Below are 16,617 nucleotides of genomic sequence, written 5' to 3'. Positions count from 1 at the left end.
GCCGGGCGGCATAGGCCGGAACACCTAGGCTGGTCGGGTGTCGACCCTCAGCGATCTCGTCTACGCCCAGGGCCGCTCCAGCGATGAGGACGTGGAGTGGCTCCACCGCCTCGCGGGGGACGGCCAGCTTCTCGCCGACCTGGCGTTCGCCGACATCGTGCTGTGGGTGCCGACATCCGACGACTCGTTCGTCGCGGTCGCGCACGCGCGGCCGAGCGGTGCCGCGACGCTGTTCTACCGCGACATCGTGGGTGACCGCGTCCGGCCGCAGTGGCGCACGCAGGTGCGCGACGCGTTCCACGCCGGCCGCATCGTCGACTCGGCGTCGCCGGACTGGTTCGAAGAGACTCCGACACGCGTGCGCGCCGTGCCCGTCGCCCGACGGGCGGACGGCCAGCTCCAGGCGATCGGCGTGATGACGCGCCACACCAACCTCGGCGAGGCGCGCACGCCGTCGCGGCAGCAGATCACCTTCAACGACTGCGCCGACGACCTGTTCGGCATGATCGCGTCGGGGGAGTTCCCCGACCTGACCGCGCCGACCTCGCCGCGCCGCGGCGCGCCGCGCGCGTCGGACGGCCTCATCCGGCTCGATGTCGACGGCATCACGACGTTCGCGAGCCCGAACGCCCTGTCGGCGTTCAACCGGCTCGGATTCGAGGACGAGCTCGAGGGGGAGTCGCTCGTCGAGGTGGTCACGCAGATCCTGCCCGCCAAGCGCCAGTTCGACGAGTCGCTGCCGGTCGTCGTCACCGGGCGCGCGCCGTGGCGCACCGACCTCGAGGCGCGCGGCGTCACCGTGTCGCTGCGCACCATCCCCTTGCGCGATCACGGTACGCGCATCGGCGCGATCGTGCTCTGCCGCGACGTCACCGAGATCCGCCACCAGGAGCAGGAGCTCATCACCAAGGACGCGACGATCCGCGAGATCCACCACCGCGTCAAGAACAACCTGCAGACCGTGGCGTCGCTGCTGCGCATCCAGGCCCGCCGGTCGCACTCCGAAGAAGCCCGAGAGGCGCTCACGCAGGCGATGCGCCGCGTCTCCGCGATCGCGGTCGTGCACGACACCCTGTCGGAAGGACTCGCGCAGAACGTCGACTTCGACGAGGTCTTCGACCGGGTGCTCAAGCTCGTCGCCGAGGTCGCGGCCGCCCCCAACACCCGCGCGCGCACGCACTCCTCCGGCCGCTTCGGCACGCTCCCGAGCGAGTACGCGACACCGCTCGCATTGGCGCTCACCGAGCTCGTGACCAACGCCGTCGAGCACGGGCTGGCCGGGCAGGAGGGCGACGTCGAGATCGTCGCGGAGCGCTCCGACGACCGGCTGGAGGTGCGGGTGCGCGACACCGGGTCGGGTCTGCCCGAGGGTCAGGTCGGGCGCGGTCTCGGCACGCAGATCGTGCGCACGCTCATCCAGGGTGAGCTCGGCGGCACGATCGACTGGCACACGATCATGGGCAGCGGCACGGAGGTCACGATCGACATCCCGCTGCGTTACATCGGGCGCTCCTCGAGCTGAGTCCGGAAGGAGTGAACGGATGCCGCGAGTCGCGGCATCCGTTCACTCCTCGACCTCGAGCCGCGTCGCCTGAACGCTCGGCGGCGCTTGCAGTGATCCGACGGGCGTCAGGACGCGCGGCGCGCGCGGGCGGCGCGGCGCTTGAGAGCGCGGCGCTCGTCCTCGGAGAGACCGCCCCACACGCCGGAGTCCTGACCGGTCTCGAGGGCGTACTGGAGGCAGATCTCGGTGACGGTGCACCGGGCGCAGACCGACTTCGCCTTCTCGATCTGGTCGACGGCCGGACCTGTGTTCCCGACGGGGAAGAACAGTTCGGGGTCGACGGTCAGGCAGGCGGCCTTGTCGCGCCAGTCCATGGTGGTGCTCCTTGGTGCAGATGGTGTGGGGAAAGAAAGGGCCGGTTCGGGTCCGATACCCTGTGGGAAGTGCGAGATTGCTCGCCCCACGTCGCTGTGGGAGCACACGGCTTCACCAATCGTCCCATAGCGGTTTACCTGAATCAAGGGTTCACCGGCGGGTTTGTGCGGTATTGGCTGGGTGTTCGCCCAGTGGCCTGGAGGGTTCACACAAACCGCCCCCGCGGGACGGAAGGAGTCGACGGAGAATGCGGACAAACGTGTCCGGGCGCCTCGCCGCGGTGCTCGTGGCGCTGGAGGGCCTCGGCCTCGTGGCGCTCGTCGCCTGGCAGATCACCGCGCTCGTCACCGGCGACACCGGCTCGCTCGAGAGCGCCCTCGCGCTGCTCGTGCTGACCCTCGTCGGAGCGGCGGCGGTGCTCGCGTTCGCGGTCGCGGTCTGGCTCGGTCAGTCCTGGGGCCGCTCGGGCGGCATCGTGACGCAGCTGCTCGTCCTCGCCGTCGCGCTCGGCGCCGCAACCGGCGCCTTCGCCGTTCCGTCCGTCGCGATCGGACTCGCGGTCCCCGCGCTGGTGGCGCTCGTGCTGCTCGTGCTCGCCGCGCGCCCCACGGCCGCCCCGCGCCCCTGACCCACCCCCTTCAGCTCCGCAGTCACTTTCTGCGCTCCACCCCGGCTGTTCCGCCGCGAATCCTGACTGCGGAGCGATCGGGGAGCGACCCGCGCGAGCGTGCGCGGCGGAGGTTCCGCAGTCGGTTCTTGCGTTGCACGGGGCCTGTGCGCCGCGGAAGGTGACTGCGGAGCGGAGGATCGGGGAGTGAGCGCGGAGCGAAGTGACAGTGCGGAGCGCGAGGGCGCGAGAGGGCGCGCGAGGGCGCGCGAGTGCGGCGGCGGGCGGACCCGGAGGGGGTCAGACGCCGAGCAGGTTCCGCACGCGTGCGACGTGGCCGGTCGCCCGCACGTTGTACAGGGCGTGCGCGACGCGGCCCTGCTCGTCGATGACGAAGGTCGAGCGGATGACGCCCATGAACGTCTTGCCGTAGTTCACCTTCTCGCCCCACACGCCGTACTCGTCGTGCACCTTGTGGTCGGGGTCGCTCAGCAAGTCGTAGGTGAGCCCGTCGCGCTCGCGGAAGCGACGGAGCTTCTCGGGTTCGTCGCGGGAGATGCCGAGGATGGTGTACCCCGCCGCCTGCAGCGGCGCGAGGCTGTCACGGAAGTCGCACGCCTCGGTTGTGCAGCCCGGCGTCATCGCCTCGGGGTAGAAGAAGAGGATGACACGGCCGCCGCGCAGGTCCTTCAGCGTCACGGACCGCTCGTCCTGGTCGACGAGCGTGAAGGCGGGGGCGAGGGAACCGGGTTCGAGGCGCTGCGTGGTCACCCCTCCAGCCTAGGCGCCGGAGCGCTGGCCCTTCTCGGCGAAGGTCTCGAGCAGGCGCTGCAGCGAGTCGAGACGCGCCGGACCACCGGGACCGAGCCGGCCCGCCTCGACCGCCTCGACGATCGCGCAGTCCGGGGCGTCGGGCAGATGGGTGCAGCCGCGCGGGCACTCCTCGGCGATCTCGGCGAGGTCGGTGAACGCGCGCAGGATGTTCGCCGTGTCGACATGGCCGAGCCCGAACGACCGGACGCCGGGCGTGTCGATCACCCAGCCGTTGCCCTCTTCGCCGCGGTAGCGCAGCGACACCGTCGAACTCGACGTGTGCCGCCCTCGGCCGGTGACCACGTTGACGTGTCCGGTGGCGCGCCTGGCCTCGGGGACGAGCGCGTTCACGAGCGTCGACTTGCCCACGCCCGAGTGGCCGACGAACACGGTCGAGTGCCCGGTGAGCGCCGATCCCACGCGGTCGAGCGGCATCTCGTCGCGGCCGCTCGTGAACACCTCGAGGTCGAGTCCCTCGAAGTGCGCGAGGAACTCGGTCGGGTCGGCGAGGTCGGTCTTCGTCACGACGAGAAGGGGACGGATGCCGGCATCCAGCGCCGCCACGAGGTATCGGTCGACGAGCCTCGGGCGTGGCTCGGGGTCGGCGGCGGCGACGACCACGAGCATCTGGTCGGCGTTGGCGACGACGACGCGCTCGACCTGGTCGGTGTCGTCCGCGCTGCGCCGCAGCAGCGAGGTGCGCGGCTCGATGCCGACGATCCGCGACAGCGTGCCCTCGGCGCCGGAGGTGTCGCCCACGACGCGCGCGCGATCGCCGGTGACGATCGGCATCTTGCGCAGCTCGCGAGCACGCGTGGCGAGCACTGTCCGCTCGGTGGGGAGGTCCTCGTCGACGAGCACGGTGTAGCGGCCGCGGTCGACGCCGAGCACGCGCGCGATCTTGGCGTCGGCGTGTGCGGGGCGCCGTTTGGTGCGTGGCCGGTTCGCCTTCGGATTCGGCCGCACGCGCACGTCGGCCTCGTCGTACTCATCGTCGTCGTCGTCGACGTCGTCGAGCCAGCTCACGGCGTGTGTCCGATCCGCGCCGCGTGGTCGCGAGCCGTCTCGTCCATCCTCACGCGCCGACTCACGAGGCCCGCATCGTCTCCTGCGACAGCGCGCCGTCGCCGCTGAGCATCCGCTGCCAGATCTGCGGGAACTCGGGCATGGTCTTCGCGGTCGTGCCGATGTCGTCGACCTCGACGCCGGGCACGGCGAGCCCGATGAGGGCGCCGGTCGTCGCCATCCGGTGGTCGTGGTGCGCGTGCCACGTGCCGCCGTGGAGCGGGCGCGGCACGATGCGGATGCCGTCCGGCTGCTCGTGCGCCTCGCCGCCCAGACCGCGCAGCTCTGCGACGAGGGCGGCGATGCGATCGGTCTCGTGGCCGCGGATGTGGCCGATGCCGTGGAGTGTCGACGGCGAGTCGGCGAACGCCGCCAGCGCGAAGATCGTCGGGGTCAGCTCGCCCGCTGCCGACAGATCGAGGTCGACACCCTGGATGCCGGACCCCGCTGTCACCGTCAGGGCGCCGCCGCGGCGCACGACGCGTGCGCCCATGAGCGCGAGGATGTCGGTGAGCATGGCTCCCGGCTGCGTGGAGTGCGCGGGCCACCCCGTGACCGACACCGAGCCGCCGGCCACCATCGCGGCCGCGAGGAACGGCGCGGCGTTCGACAGGTCGGGCTCGATCGCCACGTCCTTGGCGCGCACCGGCCCCGCCGGCACGATCCACTCGCCGGTGCCGGGACGCTCGACGTGGACGCCGCGATGCGCGAGCGCCTCGACCGTCATGTCGATGTGGGGGATGCTCGGGAGGCGATCGCCCGCGTGCACGAGGTGCAGGCCGACGTCGAAGCGCGGAGCCGACAGCAGCAGCCCCGAGACGAACTGGCTCGACGCGCTCGCATCGATCGTGACCTCGCCGCCGCGCACGTGCCCGTGTCCGCGCACGATGAAAGGGAGCGCCCAGCGGCCGCCGTCGTCGATGTCGACACCCACATCGCGCAGCGCCGTGATCATCGCCCCCATCGGCCGGTGGAGCGCGCTCTCGTGCGCCGTGAGGGTCACATCGCCCCGGGCGAATCCGCCGAGACCCGCGACGAATCGCATCACGGTCCCGGCTTGACCGCAGTCGAGATCGGTGCCGCCGTGCAGCGGCCACACCGGCGTGACCTCGATGTCGTCGCCGTACGCGCCGGTGCCCGGCACGAGCTCGATGCCGACGCCGAGCGCGCGCAGCGCGTCGATCATGCGCGCCGAATCGTCGGAGTGCAGGGGCGCGAGCAGGCGGCTCGGCCCGTCGGCGAGGGCCGCGAGGACGAGTTCTCGGTTGGTGAGCGACTTGGAGCCGGGCACCGTGACCGTCGCATGGAGGGCACCACTGGCCGTCGGGGCGTGCCAGGGCTCGCGCGCCTCGGTCGCAGGGGCTGGGGAATACCCGTCGGCTGTCATCGGGTTCTACCCTAACGAACCCCGTCCCCACCGGCCGGGATCGACGACACCGAACCGGAGCAGGATGTTCGCAACCCTCGACCGCCTCGACCTCGAGGCGCCCGCGCGCGACGTCTCGGATGGCCTGGAGACAGCCCCCGTAGACTGGCGCGTGATGAGCGACTCGATCGACCGGGCCCACGACACCGATGAGGCCGCGGCTGCGCGCACGCAGTTCGAAGAGCAGGCGCTGCCCTTCATGGACCAGCTGTACGCGGCCGCCATGCGCATGACGCGCAATCCCGCCGATGCGGCCGACCTGGTGCAGGAGACGTTCGTCAAGGCGTTCGCGTCGTGGCGGACGTTCACGCAGGGGACGAACCTCAAGGCATGGCTGTACCGGATCCTGACCAACACCTACATCAACACCTACCGCAAGAAGCAGCGCGAGCCCTACCAGGGCACGATCGACGATCTCGAGGACTGGCAGCTCGGCGGCGCCGAATCGACCACCGCGACGAGCACGCGCTCGGCCGAGGCGGAGGCGATCGACCATATGCCGGCGTCCGTGGTGAAGGACGCACTGCAGTCGATCCCCGAGGACTTCCGGCTGGCGGTGTACCTCGCCGACGTCGAGGGCTTCGCCTACCAGGAGATCGCCGACATCATGAAGACCCCCATCGGCACAGTCATGAGCCGCCTGCACCGTGGCAGGCGGATGCTTCGTGAACTGCTGGCCGACTACGCGAGAGAGCGCGGCATGACCGTTGCCGCCACGAGGAGCAAGAAATGACCGACTGCGGCTGCGACAAGGCGCGGCGCGACCTGGAGGAGTACCTGCGCAACGAGGTCTGCAAGACCGAGCACTCCGACATCGCCGAGCATCTGGAGAACTGCCCGGGTTGCCGAGACGAGGCCCTGGTGGCGCGCACCCTCACCGAGGTCGTGGCGCGGGCATGCAAGGAGACCGCCCCGGAGGAGCTGCGCGACCAGGTGCTCGCGAAGCTGCGCGCGGTGCAGGCGGCGCACTGACCGCTCGGTTCAGCCCACCGGTGAGAACACGGTGAGCGCGCCCGGCACGACGTCGATCGACAGCGGCAGCGCCCCGATCGGGTCGCCGTCGGCGTAGGCCGTCACTCTCGGCGCCGCGAGGCGCACCCCCCGCACCCGCGCCATGCGCACCTCGGGCACCGAGGCATGCGTGCCGCGGTATACGCGGGGGAGCAGACGCAGCAGGCGCGCGCGTCCGGCCGGGCGCACGAGCAGCACGTCGAGCAGTCCGTCGGCGGGGTCGGCATCGGGACAGATCGGGATGCCGCCGCCGTAGTGGCGCCCGTTTCCGACGGTCGCCATCACCAGGTCGCCGGTGACGCGCTCGATCGTGCCGTCGGCGAGCTCCATCCGCACGTCGTAGGGGATGCCGGCGAGCCTCGCGAACTCGGCCAGGAGGGCGAGGGTGTACCGCGATCCGCCGCGCGGCCACCGCATCGCGTTGGCGCGGTCGTTGACCTTGGAGTCGAAGCCGCTGGCGAGCACCGACCCGAAGTACGCCGTGGTCCCGTCGTCGCGCGTGACACGCGCGAGATCGACACGGCGCGTGGCCCCGCTCGCGATCGCGTCGGCCGCCGCGACGGCGTCGAGCTCGCGCAGCCCGAGCGTCTCGGCGAAGTCGTTGCCGGTGCCCGCCGGGACGATTCCGAGGGGGATGCCGGTGCCGGCGACCTCCTGCAGCGCCAGGTTCACGGTGCCGTCGCCGCCGGCGACCACGACGGCATCGACGCCGACGCCGATCGCGGTGCGCAGCAGCGACGAGGACTCGGCCGCGCTTCCGCCGCTGATGATGGCCGTCTGAACGCCGTGGACGCGCAGGCGCTCCGCCGCCGTCGATGCCGCACCGGTGTGCGAGCCGCCCCGCGCCGCGGGGTTGACCAGGAGCGCGACCTTCACTGCCGCTCGGCGATCGGCGGAACGAGGGCGCCGGGGTTCATGATCCCGGTCGGATCGAGCGTGGCCTTGACCGCGCGGAGCACTTCGACGCCGAGCGGCCCGATCTCGGCCTCGAGGTAGGGGCGGTGGTCGCGGCCGACCGCATGGTGGTGGGTGATGGTGCCGTGGGCCGCGCCGATCGCGCGGGACGCGGCATCCTTCGCCGTCATCCACTGCGCCTGCGGATCACCGGTGAGCGCGGCGACGACGGTGAAGTACAGCGATGCGCCCGACGGGTAGACGTGGGAGATGTGGCACATCACGATCGGCCTCGTGCCGGACGCGGACAGGCTCGTCATGAGCGCATCGGTGACGGCGCCTTTCAGCGCGGGCAGCTGCGCCCACGTCGTCGCGGTCTCGAGCGTCTCGGCGAGGACCCCGATGTCGAGGAGCGCATCGCGCAGCGCGGGCGCCGAGAACCGCCCCCGCTCCCACGACCGCGCCGGGTCCTCCCCGCGTGCGGTCGCGCCGTGGGCGGCGAACACCGCGTCCACCGCCGTGCGCGTCGCCTCGGCCTCGGTGCCGCTCGCGCTTTCGAACGTCGCGATGGCGAGGCATCCGCGCATCCGCGAGAGGTGCCCGCCCATCGCGGCGTTCACGCGCGTCTCGCTCGCATCGCTCAGCCGCAGCACGGTGGGACGGATGCCGCGCTGCGTCGCCTCGCGCAGCGCCGCGGTGCCCGTCTCGAAGTCGGGGAACGCCCACGCTCCATAGGCCGTCGCGGCGGCGACCGGCCGCACACGCACGGCGACCTCGGTGATCACGCCGAAGGCGCCTTCCGAGCCGAGCACCAGCTCGCGCAGGTCGGGTCCGGCGGCGCTGGCCGGCGCCGTGCCCAGACGCAGTTCGCCGGCGGGCGTCGCGACGCGCAGGCCGTGCACGAGGTCGTCGAAGCGCCCGTAGCCGCGTGAGGCCTGGCCGCTCGAGCGCGTCGCGGCGAAGCCGCCGAGCGAGGCGTACTCGAAGCTCTGCGGAAAGTGGCCGAGCGTGAACCCGCGCTCTGCGAGCAGCTCCTCGGCCTGAGGTCCGGTGGTGCCGGCCCCGAAGCTCGCGAGCAGCGACACCTCGTCGAGGTCGAGCAGTGCGGCCGTTCGCGTGAGGTCCAGCGCGATGACCGCGCGGTGGTCGCCGCGATCGGGGTCGACGCCGCCGACGACCGAGGTGCCTCCGCCGAACGGCACGACGGCGATGCCGCGGTCGCGGCACAGCGCGATCACCGTGGCGACCTCGTCGTGGCCGGCGGGCGAGACGACCGCGTCGGGCGCTGCCTGGGGGTCGTCGAGGCGGCGGCGCAGCAGGTCGGGTGTGCTCTTCCCGCCGAGATGGAGGGCGCGCACGCCGTCGCCGCGGGTGGCGTGGCCGGTGCCGACGGATGCCTCGAACGCGGCGAGATCGTCGTCGTCCAGGCGCGAGGGGGTGAGCGTCGGCAGGGGCCGGCGCGGTACCGGGTGGGGCCTGCCCGAAAGCACCGTCTTGGCGATCACCCGCGCCGCGGCCGGAAGCTGGGCGGGCTCGTCGCCCCACGCGTCCCAGGCCGAGCGTGCCCGGGGTGCCGGTACCGCGACGGGCCCGCTCGGGCCGCCGGGCGGGGGCGGCGTCGTCGGAGGCAGGACGGGCGGCTCATCGGTGGAACGAGGGTGCGTCGCATCGTCTGGCGTCGTCGGCATCGCGCCAGTATCCCATCGCTCCGCGTCCCCTGCGTTCCGAGCCCGGGGTCGACGGCGGTGGCAACGGGCCCGCTGTGCAGACGGGGTGGAGGCGGGCGGTGCGGCATCATGTGAGGGTGCAGGTCATCGGCCGGACGCCGCATCCCTCCGCGCTCTCGGCTCGGCGCCGCGCGCGCGAGCTCGACGCGCTCGCCGACGCCGGCGAGATCGACGTGCTCGTGATCGGCGGTGGCATCACCGGCGTCGGGGTGGCCCTGGACGCCGCGAGCCGCGGTCTGCGCACCGTCCTCGTGGAGAAGCACGACCTCGCGCACGGCACCAGCCGGTTCTCGTCCAAGCTCGTCCACGGCGGCCTGCGCTATCTGGCCTCGGGCCAGATCGGTATCGCGCACGAGAGCGCCGCCGAGCGCCACATCCTGCTGACGCGCACCGCGCCGCACCTGACGCGTGCGCTCGCCCAGGTCGTCCCGCTGTACGCCCCCGGCGCAGCCGGCCGCGGAGCTCTCGTCGGCGCGGGATACGGGCTCGGCGACGGCCTGCGCCGATTCGTCGGCACGCCGGGCGCTGTGCTGCGCACGCCCGGACCGATCGGCCCCGGAGAGACCCTGCGCCTCGTGCCCGCCGTGCGGGCGGACGCCCTGCGCGGCGGTGTGCGCGGATGGGACGGGCAGCTCATCGACGACGCCCGGCTCGTGACCGCGGTCGCCCGCACCGCGGCCGGGTACGGGGCATCCGTTCTCACCCGCGTCGAGGCGCTCTCGGCGGACGGTGCCGGCGCCGTGCTGCGCGACCGCGTCTCGGGTGCGACCGTCACCGTGCAGGCGCGGGCGGTCGTGAGCGCCGCGGGTGTCTGGGCCGGCGCACTCGACCCCGACGTTCGACTCCGGCCGAGCCGCGGCACGCACCTCGTCGTGTCGACCGAGCTGCTCGGCGGCTCCGACGCGTCGCTCACCGTGCCGGTGCCGGGGTCGTCGAGCCGGTTCGTCTTCACGCTCCCCGCCGTCCACGGCCGCACGTACATCGGTCTCACCGACGTCCCCGCGGACGGACCGCTGCCCGACGTCGCAGAGGCCACCGACAGCGAGATCGACACGCTGCTCGACGTCGTGAACACCGTGCTCGCGCGGCCGCTCCAGCGCAGCGACGTGCTCGCCACCTTCGCGGGCCTCCGGCCTCTGCTCGCGGGGGCGTCGGACGGCGACGACACGAGCGACCTCTCGCGTCGCCACACGATCATCGAGTCCGCGTCGGGGCTGCTCAGCGTCGTGGGCGGCAAGCTCACGACGTACCGTCGCATGGCGGAGGATGCCGTCGACGCCGTGATCCGGCGCGACCCCGGACTGCCGTCACGGCCCTCGCCGACGCGCACGCTGCCCCTCGTCGGCGCCTGGCCGCGGGCCCGGCTCGGCGAGCTCGTCGCGCCGCCCCGCCTCCTCCGGCGCTACGGCGCCGAGGCGCCCTTCCTCGCGGCGCTGCCCGACGGCCCGGGCGGGGCCTGCGGCGTCACCGCGCACGAACTGCACTGGGGCGTCGCCGTGGAAGGCGCCCTGACCGTCGACGACCTGCTCGACCGGCGCACGCGCCTGGGCCTGGTGGCAACCGACCGCGACGCGTCGACGGATGCCGCGGCCGCCGCGTTCGAGCGCGCAGGGATCGTTCCTCTCGAGCTCTGACGTCGCCCGAGACCACGGGGCTTTCGGCTAGAGCGTGAGCGCCTTCTGCATGATCGCGGCCTGCTCGACCGCGTGCACCTTGGGCGACCCCGTCGCCGTCGAGGCCGCAGCCGGGCGCGAGATCCGGCGGATCGCACGGCCACCCAGGTGCTGCGAGAGCTCCAGCGCGATGAACGGCCAGGCGCCCTGGTTCTCGGGCTCGTCCTGCACCCACACCAGCTCGGCGTCCGGGTACGACTCGAGGACGCCGTTGAGCTCGTCGACCGGAGCCGGGAAGTACTGCTCGAGACGCACGAGGGCGATCGCCGGGTTCGGGTTCTTGTCGAGCTCCGCCCGCAGATCCCAGTGGATCTTGCCCGAGTGCAGGAGCACCCGCTTCACGGCGGGCTTGTCGATGCCCCGGTCGTCGTCGATCACCGGCTGGAACTTGCCGGTCAGGAAGTCCTCGACCTTGCTCGTGGCACCGCGCAGTCGCAGCATCGCCTTCGGCGTGAAGACGACGAGGGGGCGGCGCGGGCGCGCGTAGGCCTGACGGCGCAGCAGGTGGAAGTACGACGCCGGCGTCGACGGGCGCGCCACGGTCATGTTGTCTTGCGCGCACATCTGCAGATACCGCTCGATGCGCGCCGACGAGTGGTCGGGGCCCTGGCCCTCGTAGCCGTGGGGGAGGAGCAGCACGACGCTCGACTGCTGGCCCCACTTCTGCTCGGCCGACGAGATGAACTCGTCGACGACCGACTGGGCGCCATTCGCGAAGTCGCCGAACTGGGCCTCCCACAGCACGAGCGCGTCGGCGCGTTCGACGGAGTACCCGTACTCGAACGCCATCGCCGCGTACTCGCTGAGGAACGAGTCGTACACCCAGAACCGGCCCTGGTCCTCGCTGAGGTTCGTGAGCGGGATCCACTCCTGGCCGTTCGCACGGTCGTGGAGCACCGCATGACGCTGCACGAAGGTGCCGCGGCGCGAGTCCTGCCCGGCGAGGCGGACGTTCGTCTTCTCGAGCAGCAGCGACCCGAATGCGAGCAACTCCGCGAAGCCCCAGTCGATCGAGCCGTTGCGGCTCATGTCGAGGCGCTTGTCGAGAAGCTGCTGCAGCTTGTTGTGCACCGTGAAGCCGTCGGGCTTGTTGACGAAGGTGTCGCCGATGAGGTGCACCATCTCGCGCGAGACGCCCGTCGTCTCGGGCTCGCCGGCGACGGGAAGCTCCGCGGCATCCGCTTCGACGACCGGGGAGGAGCCGGTCTCGGCCGCGTGGGTCTCGGCGAAGGCGATCTCGAGCCGGTTCTGGAAGTCCTGCTTCGCCTGCTCGTACTCCTCCTCGGTGATGTCGCCACGACCGACCAGAGCCTCGGTGTACAGGCGACGCACCGAGCGCTTGGCCTCGATGAGGTTCGTCATGAGGGGCTGCGTCATCGACGGGTCGTCGCCCTCGTTGTGACCGCGGCGGCGGTAGCACACCAGGTCGATGACGACGTCGCGGTGGAACCGCTCGCGGTACGCGAACGCCAGCTGCGCGACGCGCGTGACCGCTTCGGGGTCATCGCCGTTGACGTGGAACACGGGCGCCTGGATGGTCTTGGCGACGTCGGTCGCGTAGACCGACGTGCGGCCGTCCTGCGGCGTCGTGGTGAAGCCGACCTGGTTGTTGACGACCACGTGGATCGTGCCGCCCGTGCGGTAGCCGCGTAGCTGCGACATCTGCAGCGTCTCGACGACCACGCCCTGGCCGGCGAAGGCCGCGTCGCCGTGCACGAGGATGGGCAGCCACGAGAAGCTGCCGATGGGCTTGCGGTCCTGCTTGGCCCGGACGATGCCTTCGAGCACGCCGTCGACCGTCTCGAGGTGCGACGGGTTCGCGGCCAGGTATACCGGCAGCTCCTGACCGCCGTCGCCGTCGGCGACGAAGGTGCCTTCGGTGCCGAGGTGGTATTTGACGTCTCCGGAGCCGCTCTTCGAGCCGATCGCGATGGACCCCTCGAACTCGCGGAACACCTGGCCGTACGTCTTGCCCGCGATGTTCGTCAGCACGTTCAGCCGGCCGCGGTGGGCCATGCCGATCGCCGCGCCGTCGAGGTCCGCCTCGGCGGCGCCCTGCAGGATCTCGTCGAGCAGGGGGATCAGCGACTCGCCGCCCTCGAGGCTGAAGCGCTTCTGCCCGACGTACTTCGTCTGCAGGAACGTCTCGAACGCCTCGGCCTGATTGAGCTTGTCGAGGATGCGCAGCTGCTCGTCGTGTCCGGGCTTCTGGTACTTGACCTCGACGTTCTGCTGGAACCAGGAACGCTGCCCCGGATCCTGGATGTGCATGTACTCGATGCCGATGGTGCGGCAGTACGAGTCGCGCAGGACGCCGAGGATGTCGCGCAGCTTCATCTGACGCTTGCCGCCGAAGCCGTTCGTGACGAACTCGCGGTCGAGGTCCCAGAACGTCAGCCCGTGGCTCTCGATCTCGAGGTCGGGGTGCGTGCGCTGGACGTACTCGAGCGGGTCGGTGTCGGCCATGAGGTGGCCGCGCACGCGGAAGGAGTTGATGAGCTCCTGCACGCGCGCCGTCTTGTCGACGCGCTCGGCGAGGTCGACGTTGATGTCGGACGCCCAGTGGATCGGCGCGTAGGGGATGCGCAGGGCCGCGAAGATGCCCTCGTAGAAGTCGCGCTGCCCGATGAGCAGCTCGTGCACCTTCTTGAGAAACTCGCCCGAGCCGGCGCCCTGGATGACGCGGTGGTCGTACGTGCTCGTGAGCGTGATCGTCTTGCCGATGCCCAGCTCGACCAGCGTCTTCTCGCTCGCGCCCTGGAACTCGGCCGGGTACTCGAGTGCGCCGGCGCCGACGATGCAGCCCTGGCCCTTCATGAGGCGCGGCACGGAGTGCACCGTGCCGATGCCGCCCGGGTTCGTGAGCGAGATCGTGGTGCCCTGGAAGTCCGCCGCGGTCAGCTTGTTGCCGCGGGCGCGCGAGACGAGGTCCTCGTACGTGGTCAGGTACTCGCCGAAGGTGAGCTGGTCGGCACGCTTGATGCTGGGGACCAGCAGCGCGCGCGTGCCGTCGGGGCGGGGCAGGTCGATCGCGATGCCGAGGTTGACGTGCGCGGGGGCCACGACCGACGGCTTGCCGTCGATCTCGGCGTAGAACACGTTCTGGCTCGGGAACTCCTTGAGCGCCTGGATGATCGCCCAGCCGATGAGGTGCGTGAAGCTGACCTTGCCGCCGCGCGTGCGCGACATGTGGTTGTTGATGACGATGCGGTTGTCGATCATCAGCTTCGCGGGGACCGTGCGGACGCTCGTCGCCGTCGGGACCGTGAGCGACTCGTCCATGTTGGCGGCGAGCGTCTTCGGCAGGCCCCTGAGGGCGGTGACGCGATCCTCGGCCGCGGACTCGGCGGGCGACGGCGCGGACTTCGGCGCCTGCGCGGGGATCGGCTGCGGCGCCGCGGGGCGTGCCGTCGTGCGTGCGACCGGCTGTGCGCCGATGACGGGGATCGGCGCGGTGACCGGGTGCGGCTCGGACGCCGTCGCCGGGGCCGGGGCGGCGGCCGGGGCCGGCGCTGCGGGAGCCGGCGCGGCCGGAGAGCCCGAGCCCGCCGTCCCCGCGGCTGCTGCGGTGCCGTCGACCGGGTGGTAGGCCTCGAGGATGGGCCACCACGCCTTGTCGACGGAGTTCCGGTCGATCTTGAACTGCTCGTACAGCTCGTCGACGAGCCACTCGTTGGCTCCGAACTCTCCTTCGTTCGAAACCCCGACGCCCGTCACCTGGCTCGACACGCTGAATCGCCTGCTTTCATCGGTGAAGTTCTGGGGAAGCGCGTGGGCTGCTGAGGCCTGCACACGCGTCGGTTAAGCCTAGCTCAGTCTGGGCGGCCGGTCCCGGCCTCTGCCGCCTGCCGAGCTGAAAGAACGTGCATCATTTCCCGTACAGGAACTGTCACTACCCTTGGAGGTCATGGAGTTCTACGGTGCATCGCCCGACGTCGATCTGACGTACTCGGATGTCTTCCTCGTCCCCCGCCGTTCGGCGATCACCAGCCGGCTCGACGTGGACCTCGCCCCGGGCGACGGCACGCCGGCGACGATCCCGCTCGTCTCCGCCAACATGAACTCGGTCACCGGCGCGCGACTGGCGGCCACGCTCGCCCGCCGCGGCGGGCTCGGCGTGCTGCCCCAGGACATGCCGCTGCAGGAGCTCGACGCCGCGATCCGCTGGGTCAAGGCCCAGCCGGTCATCTGGGACACGCCGCTCGTGCTGCCGCCCGAGGCGACGGTCGCCGATGCCGCGCGGCTGCTCCCGCCCACCGAGGGCCACGGCATCGTGGTGGCGGAGTCGCCCCACGCCCTCCCGGGGCGCCCCACGCCCGGCACGATCGACGCCGACGGCATCCTCGGAGTCGTTCCCGCGACGCGCCTCGGCACGGCGCTACCCGACGCGCGTCTGGGCGACCTCGCACGCGGGCGTGCGGCATCCGTCGACGCGGACGACATCGAGACCGCACGCCACGCGTTCGACGTGATCGTCGCCGCCGACGCCGAGACGGTGTGCGTGCTGCACCACGGGCACCTCGTCGGAACCCTCTCGCGACGCAGCGCGCTGCGCTCGACGCTCTACCGCCCGGCCGTCGACGCGTCGGGCCGGCTCGGCGTCGCCGCGGCCGTCGGCATCAACGGCGACGTCGCCGCCAAGGCCAAGGCGCTCGCCGCCGCGGGCGTCGACGTGCTCGTCGTCGACACCGCGCACGGCCACCAGGAGGGCATGCTGCGCGCGCTGCGCACGGTCGCCGACCTCGACCTCGGCATCCCGATCGCCGCGGGCAACGTCGTCACCGCCGAGGGCGTGCACGATCTGGTGGCCGCGGGCGCCACGATCCTGAAGGTCGGCGTCGGCCCCGGCGCCATGTGCACGACGCGCATGATGACCGCGGTGGGCCGCCCGCAGTTCTCCGCCGTCCTCGAGGCCGCCGAGGCGGCCCGGATCATGGGCGCCCACGTGTGGGCGGACGGCGGCGTGCGCTACCCCCGCGACGTCGCACTCGCGCTCGCGGCGGGCGCGGCATCCGTCATGATCGGCTCGTGGTTCGCCGGCACGATCGAGGCTCCCGGCGAGCTCCAGGTCGACGAGGCCGGCCGCGCCTACAAGGAGTCGTGGGGCATGGCGTCGACCAAGGCCGTGCACGAGCGCTTCGGCCGGCTCGACCCGTACGAGCTCGCCCGCAAGGAGCTGTTCGCCGAGGGCATCTCATCGTCGAGGATCTACCTCGACCCGCTGCGTCCCGGCCTCGAGGATCTGCTCGACATGATCACGTCCGGCGTGCGCTCGTCGTTCACGTACGCCGGCGCCTCGACGGTCGCCGAGTTCCACGATCGCGCCCGCGTCGGCCTGCAGTCGGCCGCCGGCTACGAAGAGGGCAAGGCGCTGCCGGTCAGCTGGTAGCCGGTGACGGATGCCTCGGGCCGAGGCATCCGTCACTGTCACGCGGCTCGTGCCCGGGGCGCGTGCCGCCGTCCCGCCGGCTCGTGCCGCCGTCGGGCCCGCAGTGGCGGGGCGGCCGCGGCGGGGCCGTCGC

At 72.0% G+C, this 16,617-nt stretch carries 13 protein-coding genes; 6 read left to right on the top strand and 7 right to left on the bottom strand.

Features of this window, described 5'->3' with window-relative positions:
* The first annotated feature begins 37 nt into the window (after positions 1 to 37).
* Positions 38 to 1,522 carry a sensor histidine kinase gene (locus IM778_RS11745; RefSeq protein ID WP_194409063.1) on the top strand — a complete coding sequence of 495 codons (1,485 nt, stop codon included), beginning with the start codon at positions 38 to 40 and terminating at the stop codon, positions 1,520 to 1,522.
* 107 nt (positions 1,523 to 1,629) lie between these two features.
* Here IM778_RS11745 and IM778_RS11740 read toward each other — a convergent pair whose 3' ends face one another.
* Positions 1,630 to 1,878, bottom strand: coding sequence for a WhiB family transcriptional regulator (locus tag IM778_RS11740; RefSeq protein ID WP_018171995.1), 249 nt, complete (start codon positions 1,876 to 1,878; stop codon positions 1,630 to 1,632).
* A 260-nt stretch (positions 1,879 to 2,138) separates the two neighbouring features.
* Between IM778_RS11740 and IM778_RS11735 the strand changes: the two genes are divergently transcribed.
* Positions 2,139 to 2,507, top strand: coding sequence for a histidine kinase (locus IM778_RS11735; protein WP_228484521.1), 369 nt, complete (start codon positions 2,139 to 2,141; stop codon positions 2,505 to 2,507).
* A 279-nt stretch (positions 2,508 to 2,786) separates the two neighbouring features.
* On the opposite strand, the gene bcp is transcribed toward IM778_RS11735, so the two are convergent.
* The 3 genes from bcp to aroA form a co-directional block, all read right to left on the bottom strand.
* Positions 2,787 to 3,257, bottom strand: a complete 471-nt coding sequence (gene bcp / locus IM778_RS11730) for a thioredoxin-dependent thiol peroxidase (RefSeq protein ID WP_194409061.1) — start codon at positions 3,255 to 3,257, stop codon at positions 2,787 to 2,789.
* Positions 3,258 to 3,266: 9 nt separating this feature from the next.
* Positions 3,267 to 4,325 carry a ribosome small subunit-dependent GTPase A gene (gene rsgA / locus IM778_RS11725; protein WP_194409060.1) on the bottom strand — a complete coding sequence of 353 codons (1,059 nt, stop codon included), beginning with the start codon at positions 4,323 to 4,325 and terminating at the stop codon, positions 3,267 to 3,269.
* 61 nt (positions 4,326 to 4,386) lie between these two features.
* Entirely contained in the window at positions 4,387 to 5,751 is a 1,365-nt protein-coding gene (gene aroA, locus IM778_RS11720; protein WP_194409059.1) for a 3-phosphoshikimate 1-carboxyvinyltransferase, read from the bottom strand.
* A gap of 64 nt (positions 5,752 to 5,815) precedes the next feature.
* Between aroA and IM778_RS11715 the strand changes: the two genes are divergently transcribed.
* A complete protein-coding gene (locus IM778_RS11715; protein WP_420488830.1) occupies positions 5,816 to 6,523 on the top strand; it encodes a sigma-70 family RNA polymerase sigma factor in 708 nt (235 codons plus the stop codon).
* Positions 6,520 to 6,762, top strand: coding sequence for a zf-HC2 domain-containing protein (locus tag IM778_RS11710; protein ID WP_194409057.1), 243 nt, complete (start codon positions 6,520 to 6,522; stop codon positions 6,760 to 6,762). Before IM778_RS11715 ends, IM778_RS11710 begins: the two co-directional genes overlap by 4 nt.
* Before the next feature lie 9 nt (positions 6,763 to 6,771).
* On the opposite strand, the gene IM778_RS11705 is transcribed toward IM778_RS11710, so the two are convergent.
* Entirely contained in the window at positions 6,772 to 7,677 is a 906-nt protein-coding gene (locus IM778_RS11705) for a diacylglycerol kinase (RefSeq protein WP_194409056.1), read from the bottom strand.
* On the bottom strand, positions 7,674 to 9,383 hold the full coding sequence (locus IM778_RS11700) for an FAD-binding oxidoreductase (RefSeq protein ID WP_194409055.1): 1,710 nt from the start codon (positions 9,381 to 9,383) through the stop codon (positions 7,674 to 7,676). Before IM778_RS11700 ends, IM778_RS11705 begins: the two co-directional genes overlap by 4 nt.
* 116 nt (positions 9,384 to 9,499) lie before the next feature.
* Between IM778_RS11700 and IM778_RS11695 the strand changes: the two genes are divergently transcribed.
* The gene (locus IM778_RS11695) at positions 9,500 to 11,056 is read left to right on the top strand and encodes a glycerol-3-phosphate dehydrogenase/oxidase (protein ID WP_228484520.1); all 1,557 of its coding nucleotides are present in this window, start codon (positions 9,500 to 9,502) and stop codon (positions 11,054 to 11,056) included.
* Positions 11,057 to 11,083: 27 nt separating this feature from the next.
* On the opposite strand, the gene IM778_RS11690 is transcribed toward IM778_RS11695, so the two are convergent.
* Positions 11,084 to 14,824, bottom strand: a complete 3,741-nt coding sequence (locus IM778_RS11690; RefSeq protein ID WP_194411851.1) for a multifunctional oxoglutarate decarboxylase/oxoglutarate dehydrogenase thiamine pyrophosphate-binding subunit/dihydrolipoyllysine-residue succinyltransferase subunit — start codon at positions 14,822 to 14,824, stop codon at positions 11,084 to 11,086.
* A gap of 178 nt (positions 14,825 to 15,002) precedes the next feature.
* Between IM778_RS11690 and guaB1 the strand changes: the two genes are divergently transcribed.
* Positions 15,003 to 16,484: a GMP reductase gene (guaB1, locus tag IM778_RS11685; RefSeq protein WP_194409053.1), complete on the top strand. Its 1,482-nt coding sequence runs from the start codon at positions 15,003 to 15,005 to the stop codon at positions 16,482 to 16,484.
* The last annotated feature ends 133 nt before the right edge of the window (positions 16,485 to 16,617 follow it).

Source organism: Microbacterium cremeum (assembly GCF_015277855.1).
GTDB lineage: Bacteria > Actinomycetota > Actinomycetes > Actinomycetales > Microbacteriaceae > Microbacterium > Microbacterium cremeum.
The sequence above is the reverse complement of the archived record's forward strand: the minus strand, read 5'-3'. Positions and strand labels throughout refer to the sequence as shown.

What these genes read in the sequence shown, in the direction of transcription:
- guaB1 (WP_194409053.1), top strand. Translation starts at nt 15,003, where the DNA reads ATGGAGTTCTACGGTGCATCGCCCGACGTCGATCTGACGTACTCGGAT.
- IM778_RS11710 (WP_194409057.1), top strand. Translation starts at nt 6,520, where the DNA reads ATGACCGACTGCGGCTGCGACAAGGCGCGGCGCGACCTGGAGGAGTAC.
- IM778_RS11715 (WP_420488830.1), top strand. Translation starts at nt 5,816, where the DNA reads ATGTTCGCAACCCTCGACCGCCTCGACCTCGAGGCGCCCGCGCGCGAC.
- aroA (WP_194409059.1), bottom strand. Translation starts at nt 5,751, where the DNA reads ATGACAGCCGACGGGTATTCCCCAGCCCCTGCGACCGAGGCGCGCGAG.
- IM778_RS11700 (WP_194409055.1), bottom strand. Translation starts at nt 9,383, where the DNA reads ATGCCGACGACGCCAGACGATGCGACGCACCCTCGTTCCACCGATGAG.
- IM778_RS11740 (WP_018171995.1), bottom strand. Translation starts at nt 1,878, where the DNA reads ATGGACTGGCGCGACAAGGCCGCCTGCCTGACCGTCGACCCCGAACTG.